Genomic DNA, 8557 nt, shown 5'->3' on the forward strand with positions numbered 1-8557 from the left:
CCGACCTCCCGGCCACGACCTGAGACCGTGACCGCCGGGCCAACGAGAGGAACACCTCCCGTGCCTGTCAACCGCTCGACATACCTGCGCCGCGGCATAGCCGTGGTCGCCGCGCTCCCCCTGCTCACCCTCGCCGCGTGCGGTTACGGGTCGGACTCCAAGAGCACCAACTCCAAGGAGAAGGTCGCCGCCGGGTCCTCCAAGATCGACGGTCTCGCCTCCGTGAAGATCGGCTACTTCGGCAACCTGACCCACGGGACCGCGCTGGTCGGCCGTGAGCAGGGTCTGTTCCAGAAGGAACTGGGCGCCACCAAGGCCGAGTACGCCACCTTCAACGCCGGCCCGTCCGAGATCGAGGCGCTCAACTCGGGCTCCATCGACATCGGTTGGATCGGCCCCTCCCCGGCGATCAACGGTTACACCAAGTCCGACGGCAAGAGCCTGAAGATCATCGGCGGTTCGGCGTCGGGCGGCGTGAAGCTGGTCGTCAACCCGAAGAAGATCAAGTCCCTGAAGGACGTCAAGGGCAAGAAGATCGCGACGCCTCAGCTGGGCAACACGCAGGACGTGGCGTTCCTCAACTGGATCGCGGACCAGGGCTGGAAGGTCGACGCGCAGAGCGGCAAGGGTGACGTCACCGTCGTCCGCACCGACAACAAGATCACCCCGGACGCCTTCAAGGCCGGTTCGATCGACGGCGCCTGGGTGCCGGAGCCGACCGCGTCCAAGCTGGTCGCCGAGGGCGGCAAGACGATCCTCGACGAGGCGTCGCTGTGGCCCGACAAGAAGTTCGTGATCACGAACATCATCGTGTCGCAGAAGTTCCTCAAGGCGCACCCGAAGGTCGTCGAGGCCGTCCTGAAGGGCTCGGTCGCGGCCAACAAGTGGATCAACGCCAACCCGACCGAGGCGAAGGCCGCGGCGAACAAGCAGCTGGCGGCCGACTCGGGCAAGGCGCTCAAGGCCAACGTCCTCGACCCGGCGTGGAGTTCGATCCAGTTCACCAACGACCCGCTGGCCTCCACCCTCAACACCGAGGCCGAGCACGCGGTGAAGGCGGGTCTGCTGGAGAAGCCCGACCTGAGCGGCATCTACGACCTCACGCTCCTCAACAAGGTCCTCAAGGCCGACGGTGAGAGCACGGTCGACGCCGCCGGTCTCGGCACGAGCTGATCGAGGCAACCCGATGACTTCCCAGGAGGTGACGACCGTGGCCACGACCTTCGCCAAGGAGACCACCGAGTCGGTAGAGCACGCGGCACGCCTCGAGCATGTCTCGAAGTCCTTCGCGACACCGGGTGGGCAGCAACTCGTCCTGGACGACATCACCATCGATGTCGCGCCCGGCGAGTTCGTCACCCTCCTGGGGGCCTCGGGCTGCGGCAAGTCCACGCTGCTGAACCTGGTGGCGGGCCTCGACCGGCCCACCACCGGGTCCATCACGACGGACGGCCGCCCCGCGCTGATGTTCCAGGAACACGCCCTGTTCCCCTGGCTGACCGCGGGCAAGAACATCGAACTCGCCCTGAAACTCAGGGGAGTTCCGAAGGACGAGCGGCGCGGCCGGACCGAGGAGCTGCTCGAACTGGTCCGGCTGCCGGGCGCGTACGGCAAGCGGGTGCACGAACTGTCCGGCGGTATGCGGCAGCGCGTCGCCATGGCCCGCGCACTCGCCCAGGAGAGCCGCATCCTGCTGATGGACGAGCCGTTCGCGGCGCTGGACGCCATCACGCGGGACGTCCTGCACGACGAACTCACCCGTATCTGGGGCGAGACGGGGCTCTCGGTCCTGTTCGTCACGCACAACGTGCGGGAGGCGGTACGGCTCGCCCAGCGGGTGATCCTGCTGTCCTCCCGGCCCGGCCGGATCGCCCGCGAGTGGACGGTCGACATCCCGCAGCCACGCCGTATCGAGGACGCGCCCGTGGCCGAACTGTCCCTTGAGATCACCGATGTACTGCGTGGGGAGATCCGCCGTCATGGCCAGCACTGAGACGACGACGGTCAAGGACGGCGGGAGCGTCGAGGCCGGCCTCGACGCCCTGGAGACCACGGTCACCGGCCGTCCGACCTTCCGGCAGACCTTCGTCAGCAAGATCTTCCCGCCGATCGTCGCGCTCGCGGTGGTCGTGGTGGTCTGGCTGATCCTGACCCCGATCGTCGACGACCCGAGCAAGCTGCCCTCGCCGGGCGCCGTGGGCACGGAGTTCAAGAACGCCTGGCTGGCGGGCGATCTGCTCGGCTACATCTGGACCAGCGTCTCGCGCGGTCTGCTGGGCTTCTTCTTCGCGCTGTTGATCGGCACCCCGCTGGGGCTGCTGGTGGCGCGGGTGAAGTTCGTGCGCGCGGCGATCGGTCCGATCCTGTCCGGCCTCCAGTCGCTGCCGTCGGTGGCGTGGGTGCCGCCGGCCGTGATCTGGCTGGGTCTGAACAACTCGATGATGTACGCCGTGATCCTGCTCGGCGCGGTCCCCTCGATCGCCAACGGCCTGGTCTCCGGCGTCGACCAGGTGCCGCCGCTGTTCCTGCGGGCGGGCCGCACGATGGGCGCGACCGGCATCAAGGGCATCTGGCATGTCACGCTGCCGGCTGCGCTCCCCGGCTATGTGGCGGGCCTGAAGCAGGGCTGGGCGTTCTCGTGGCGCTCGCTGATGGCGGCGGAGATCATCGCCCAGTTCCCCGATCTGGGCGTGGGCCTCGGCCAGTTGCTGGAGAACGGCCGTACCAACAGCGACATGGCGATGGTCTTCGAGGCCATCATCCTGATCCTGTTCGTCGGTATCGCCATCGATCTGCTGATCTTCAGCCCGCTGGAGCGGTGGGTGCTGCGCAGCCGCGGTCTGCTGGTGAAGAGCTGAGCTGATCCGTATGCACCAGAGGCCGGTTCTCCTCGTCATCGCCCACGGCAGCCGCGATCCGCGGCACGCCGCGACCGTCCACGCCCTCGTCCGGCGGATACGGTCGCGGCGGCCCGGGCTGCGCGTGGAGATCGGCTTCCTGGACTTCAACATCCCTTCCGTGCACGGGGTGTTGGAGTCGCTGGCGGCACAGGGTGTGCGGGACGTCGTGGCCCTCCCGCTGCTCCTGACCCGGGCGTTCCACGCGAAGGCGGACATCCCGGCGGTCCTGCGGGACGCGCCGTCACAACTGCGGATCAGACAGGCGGAGGTGCTGGGTCCGTCGCCGCTGCTGGTGCGCGCGCTCGAACGGCGGCTCTACGAGGCCGGGTTGACGCCCGCCGACAAGTCCTCCACCGGGGTCGTCCTGGCCTCGGCCGGGTCCACCGACCCGGAGGCGATCGCGGTGATCGACGGCATCGCTCGGGAGTGGTGGCACACCGGCTGGCGCGCCGTGCGCCCCGCGTTCGCCTCGGCGGCCCTGCCCCGCACCGAGGACGCGGTCCGTGAACTGCGCGCCCTGGGCTGCGAACGCGTCGCGGTCGCACCGTACGTCCTGGCCCCCGGCTTCCTCCCCGACCGGATCGCACGGGGCGCGGCGGAGGCGGACGTCCTCGCCGACGTCCTGGGCCCGGCACCGGAGGTGGCGCGCCTGCTGCTGGAGCGCTACGACGCGGCCCTGGCCCCGATGCTCGCCGCCGTGGGCGTATAGCGCGTCACAGGTCCGACCTGCCCGGATTCGCGAAAAAGGGTCCCCCTGGGGCCGCGGATCTGCTGGGATGGTTCCTCGCGGAGCAAGCGGGGGAGCGGCACACGTGAAGGGTCGGGACTTCGGGCATCACTTGGGGCTGCCCCGGGCACTGTCCGGGCTGCCGCTGAGTCCCCTCGTGGCGTCCTACGGCGAGCTCGTCGCCGCCCAACACGCGCTCGGCTTAAGGCACTTGGGCGAGGCGCTACTACCGCCCGGCGCCGCTGGGCTGAGCGTGCTCGACGGGGTGTACGTGCCGTCGGGCGGGCGTGGGCGCCGGCGCGTGGACGTCGCGTTCCTGGAGGATCTCGCCCGCGCCCCGACCCCGACGGCCGGACTCGCGCGGCTGCTGGCCGAGGCGCAGCGGCGTGATCCGCAGGCGGTGCGCAGGGTCGTGCTCTATCAGCTGATCGGGCTGCTCCAGGACCGGCCGGCGAAGGAACGTCCGCAGACGGCGGCCCAGTTGGGGGTGCACGCCGACGAGATCGGCGGGCTGGTGGCGGCGGCCCGGGTGCGGCCTCTTCTCGACCGGCGTGAGCGCCAGGCCGCCGAGTCCCTCGCCGGGGCCTGGGAGCAGCACCGGCTGCACCGGGTCCGCGCCCTGCTGGAACGGCTGCCGCACGGCACCGACGACCCGGCTGTACGGTCGCTGCGAGCCGAGTCGGTCCGACGTTTCGCCCTGGTCGACGCGGCGTTGCTCGCGGCGCGGCGGGCCGAGCAGGACCGGGATACGGAGACCGTCGGCGCGGAGTATCTGCGCGCGCTGCGTGAAGTCGCCGACGACCGGCGGGCGTTGCGCGGACTGGTGCGGGCGCACCGGCCGCGGGCCGGTGAGCCGGCCGCCCTGGCTGCCGAACTCGGCCTGGACCATGTGCGGTTGACGTGGGACGAGTCGGGCTCGGACGATGGCTGGCGGCTGCTGTGTCTGCACCGCGACGAACGGGGTGCGCCCGCGGTACGGGAAGTGGCCGCGCGTGACGAGGCGTTGGTCCTCGGGAGCACCGTCCGCTATGCCGCCCTCCCCCTGCGCGAGGGACTCGTGGACGGTCCGCCCCTCGTCTCGCACCGGTTGCTGCTCGCCCCGGAGGTGGAGGCGCTCACCCTGACGGACGGGCCGGAGCGGATCGTGGGCACCTGGAAGCGTCCGCCGGGCGCCACGGACGTGACGGTCGAGCGCACCGGTCCGGACACCAAGGGCGGTCAACTCACCCTCCGTTCCGAGGGGTTCACCGCCACGGGCCTTCCGCCCGGCCGTCACACCGTCCGCGTCGTCTGTCACTACCGCACCCCCGGCAGACAGCCCGTCGCCTCCCCCGGCGTCCGCGCCACCCGCACCGTCCACCCCTGGCCCTCCCCCGTCCGCGCCCTCAGCGCCCGCCCCGAGGGCGACGCCGTCCGGTTCGTGTGGACCGGTGCCGAGGAAGGGGACGTACGGCTGGTGGAGTGGCCCGGCGCGGTCCCGGCCCCCGGCGCCGAACTGCGCACACGGGACCTGCCCGCCGGGCTCGGCTGGCCCGAGCGGGACGGGGCGCTGTGTCCGCCGCCCGGTCTGAGTGTCCGGGTCGCCGCCGTCGCCGTCCTCGGCGAGCGGGCGCTGGCCGGTCCCGTCGTGGATGTCGAGGTGTTGCGGCCGGTGACCGGGCTCGCCGTGCGGCGGCTGCCGGGCGGCGAGGCGGAGGTCTCGCTGGACTGGCCCGGTGACACCCCTCATCTCAGGGTGAGTTGGGACTCGGGCGAGCGCAGTGTCACCGCGCACGCCTACCGGCGGGGCGGGCTGCGGCTGCCGGTGGGGCCGCACGCCGTACGGGTCCGGGTCGCCGCCGCGCCCCAGGTCCCCGGCGCCGTCGTGGTCGTACCGGACGCGGCCGAGGTGCTGCTGCCGCCCGACACGGCCATCGGGTATCAACTGGTGCGCGCGCCGCGCCGGTTGCTCGGCCGGGGGCGTCCGCTGCTGCGGGTCACCCTGTCCGCGCCGGAGGGCGGGGAGCAGGACGACGCCCCGGAGTTCGTGTGTGTGGCGCGCAGTGGCACGCTCCGGCCGCGCAGCGCGGCGGACGGCACGACCCTGCTGCGCATCCCCGGCACCGATCTGCTCCGACTCGGCACGGTGGAGCAGGAGTTGCCGGCCGCGCCCTGCCCGGCGCCGTACACCCTGCGCGGCTTTCTGCTGGGCGAGCACGCGGCCTCCGTACGACTCGAAGAACCGTCCCCCGCGACCCTGGTGGTGCGCTGAGCCATGACGACCGTCATCTGCCCCTACTGCTTCGCCCGTACCTCGGCGGCCAAACTGCCCTACCGGTGTCTGATGACCCCGAGCGGGGTGCGCGGGGGCACACCCTGTGGGTCCCAACGGGACGATGTCTGGGCCGGGTTCGTGGGTCCCGGTGTGAATCCGGCGGCCCTGCTGCGGGGGCCGGTGTTCGCCCCGGCGCGCGGGATGGGCGCGCTGGCGTCCGGGCTGCGCTCCGGTTCCGGGAGCAGCGTGCCCTGCCCGGACTGCGGGGTGACCACGACCGTCCGGGTGTGCGCGTCCTGCCACAGCGACCTGCCCAGCGACTACTGCGACCAGGACAGCCGGATCATCGCGCTGGTCGGTGCGAAGGCCTCCGGCAAGAGCACCTATGTGTCCGTGCTGGTCAACGAGTTGAACCACCGGGTCGGGCAGGCCTATCACGCCTCGCTGGCGGCGATGGGGCAGTCCACCCAGCAGCGGGACCGGGAGATGGCGGAGGACCTGTACGAGCGGCTGCGGCTGCCGGACGCGACCCGTCCTGCGGCGCTCGGCTTCAACGACCCGCTGCTGTACCGGCTGAGCGTGCCCCGGCGCGGGAGACTCGGCAACGGCACCCGGCACACCACGCTGGTCTTCTTCGACGCGGCGGGCGAGGACCTCGCGGGCGCCGAGGCGATGGACCGGTACACGCGCTATCTCAGCGCGGCCGACGGCATCATCCTGCTGGTCGACCCCCTGCAACTGGGCTCCGTACGCGACCGGTTGCCGCTCCAGGACGGTCCGCCGCTGCCCATGGTGGAGACCCCGCCGCAGCAGATCGCCGCCGATCTGGCCGCCCAGTTGCGCGCCCACGGCAAGGGCGGTTCACGGGGCCGGGTGAGTACGCCGATCGCGGTGGCGGTGACGAAGACGGACATGCTGAAGCCGCTGCTGGACGCGCATTCGCCGGTGCTGCGCAACGCCCCGCATCCGGAGGGCACTTATGACGAGGACGACCGGCTCACCGTGCACGAGGAGATCCGCTCGCTGATGGCGGACTGGGACTCCGGGGCGCTGATGCGTCAACTGGAGCTGGACTTCGACCGGTTGTCGATGTTCGGGCTCTCGGCGCTGGGTGCGCCGCCGCCCGCCGACGCGCCCGCGGACGTACCGAAGTCGGGGCCGCAGCCGGTGCGGGTGGAGGATCCGCTGCTGTGGCTGCTGGCGCTGCGCGGGGTGCTGCCGGTCCGTACCGCCGGGAAGGGGCGAGCCAAGTGACCCTGGCCCAGCTGCACTACACCTCGGCGCCGCCCGGCCCCGACGGCTCCGGCTTCCGCTTCACCGCGGTCAGCGCGGGGGTTCCGCAGGGGTTGTTGCGGGAGGCCGAGCAGCTCATCGGGTACGAGCCGCCGCGCGACTGCCCGGCCCGGCCGGACACCGAACAGCTCAAGGGGTTCCCGAAGGCCTTCAGCTTCAGTGAACTCTCGGACGGCGGGCGGCTGTTGAGCCGCTCGGTGTACATCGGCGCCGACTACAGCGGACGCTGGGGCAACTTCCACGCGCACGCCGTGCATCTGCCGGCCGGTACCCGGCTGCCGGACGGGGTGCTGCCCATCACCGCCTGGGAGTCGCCGCGTTGGGCGGACACGACTCCCCCGGGCGGCAGGCCGCAGCCGGTCGAGCGCATCGAGCCGTCCGGGCTGCTCCGCAAGGACGCGCTGGTCGCGTTCGCGGTGTCCCGGGCCGGGTGGCTCGCGCCGTTCTTCGCCGATCTGCGGGCGGTCGCCGCGGATCCGGGTGCCGGGCAGATCGTGGTCGTGGAGCACGACAGCGCCGATGTGGCCCAGTGGATCGCGCTCGCCTGCGCGGTCCTGCCCCGCGAGCAGGCGCACCGGCTCACCTTCTCGACGTACACCCGCCGCCCCCAACAGGCCCGCCAGCAGCTCGTCGGCGCACTGCCGTCCTCCGAGTCGGTCGCCCACGACCACCGCTACCGGGTCCACGACTGCACCGGGCAGCAGCCGTCCGGGCCGGTCGCCGACACCTGGGCCGAGGTGTGCGCCCGGATCTGGCGCGCGGGCCGCCCCGACCTGTTCCACAACACCCCCGAGGACCTGGGCCAGTTGGCGGCCACGGCACTGATCGCGGGTATCGCCCTGCGCCCGGACGCCCGTACGGAGGCGGCCCGTTGGGCGACCGAACACGCGGGCGCGCTCCCGGACGAGACGCTCACGGCGCTGGTCGCGGGGCTGTGCGAGGGGCCCCTGGCCGGCTCGGGGTGGGCGGACGGCGCACGGGGCGTGCCGGGCGCCCGGAGTTGGGCGAACGATGCGCCGGCGGGGTCGGGCTCCTACGGCTCGGCCAGGCACGGGCAGGCGGATCCGTCGTCCCTCGGCTCGACTGGCTACGGGCAGGCAACACCGCCGTCTCCTGGCTCGGCAGGGCACGGGCAGGCCGCACCGCCACCCCCTGGCTCGGCGGACGACGAACAGGCCGCGCTGGCCGCCCTGTTGGCACGGCTGGACGGGCAGGTGCCGGCCGTCGTGTCGGCGCCGCTGGCCGCGCGGGTGCTGGCGTCGGCGGTGCTCGGCAAGGGGCCGGTGCCCGCGCTGCGGGCCGGGTCCCTGACCCCGTGGGCCCATGACGAGCTGGCCCGCGATCTCGCCCCCGCCCTGCGGGCCGGGCTCGCCGACCCGGCGG

7 protein-coding genes are annotated in these 8557 nt (G+C 72.4%); all 7 read left to right on the forward strand.

Going from position 1 to position 8557, the window contains the following annotated elements; genetic code table 11:
* Positions 1–60 precede the first annotated feature (60 nt).
* Entirely contained in the window at positions 61–1173 is a 1113-nt protein-coding gene (locus tag JHN63_RS13505; RefSeq protein ID WP_200680028.1) for an aliphatic sulfonate ABC transporter substrate-binding protein, read from the forward strand.
* Positions 1174–1186: 13 nt separating this feature from the next.
* Entirely contained in the window at positions 1187–1993 is an 807-nt protein-coding gene (locus JHN63_RS13510) for an ABC transporter ATP-binding protein (protein ID WP_200680029.1), read from the forward strand.
* The gene (locus tag JHN63_RS13515; RefSeq protein WP_200680030.1) at positions 1980–2858 is read left to right on the forward strand and encodes an ABC transporter permease; all 879 of its coding nucleotides are present in this window, start codon (positions 1980–1982) and stop codon (positions 2856–2858) included. Before JHN63_RS13510 ends, JHN63_RS13515 begins: the two co-directional genes overlap by 14 nt.
* A gap of 10 nt (positions 2859–2868) precedes the next feature.
* Positions 2869–3609, forward strand: coding sequence for a sirohydrochlorin chelatase (locus JHN63_RS13520; protein ID WP_200680031.1), 741 nt, complete (start codon positions 2869–2871; stop codon positions 3607–3609).
* A gap of 103 nt (positions 3610–3712) precedes the next feature.
* Entirely contained in the window at positions 3713–5878 is a 2166-nt protein-coding gene (locus tag JHN63_RS13525; protein ID WP_200680032.1) for a hypothetical protein, read from the forward strand.
* Positions 5879–5881: 3 nt separating this feature from the next.
* The gene (locus tag JHN63_RS13530) at positions 5882–7135 is read left to right on the forward strand and encodes a hypothetical protein (protein ID WP_200680033.1); all 1254 of its coding nucleotides are present in this window, start codon (positions 5882–5884) and stop codon (positions 7133–7135) included.
* Positions 7132–8557, forward strand: a 1426-nt coding sequence (locus tag JHN63_RS13535; protein ID WP_307781884.1) for a GTPase-associated protein 1-related protein, incomplete at its 3' end; no start/stop codon positions are given. The genes JHN63_RS13530 and JHN63_RS13535, both read left to right, overlap by 4 nt.

This window comes from Streptomyces sp. MBT65 (assembly GCF_016612545.1).
Lineage (GTDB): Bacteria > Actinomycetota > Actinomycetes > Streptomycetales > Streptomycetaceae > Streptomyces.

Coding starts and splice junctions, on each gene's coding strand:
- JHN63_RS13510 (WP_200680029.1), top strand. CDS start 1,187: ATGACTTCCCAGGAGGTGACGACCGTGGCCACGACCTTCGCCAAGGAG.
- JHN63_RS13530 (WP_200680033.1), top strand. CDS start 5,882: ATGACGACCGTCATCTGCCCCTACTGCTTCGCCCGTACCTCGGCGGCC.
- JHN63_RS13520 (WP_200680031.1), top strand. CDS start 2,869: ATGCACCAGAGGCCGGTTCTCCTCGTCATCGCCCACGGCAGCCGCGAT.
- JHN63_RS13515 (WP_200680030.1), top strand. CDS start 1,980: ATGGCCAGCACTGAGACGACGACGGTCAAGGACGGCGGGAGCGTCGAG.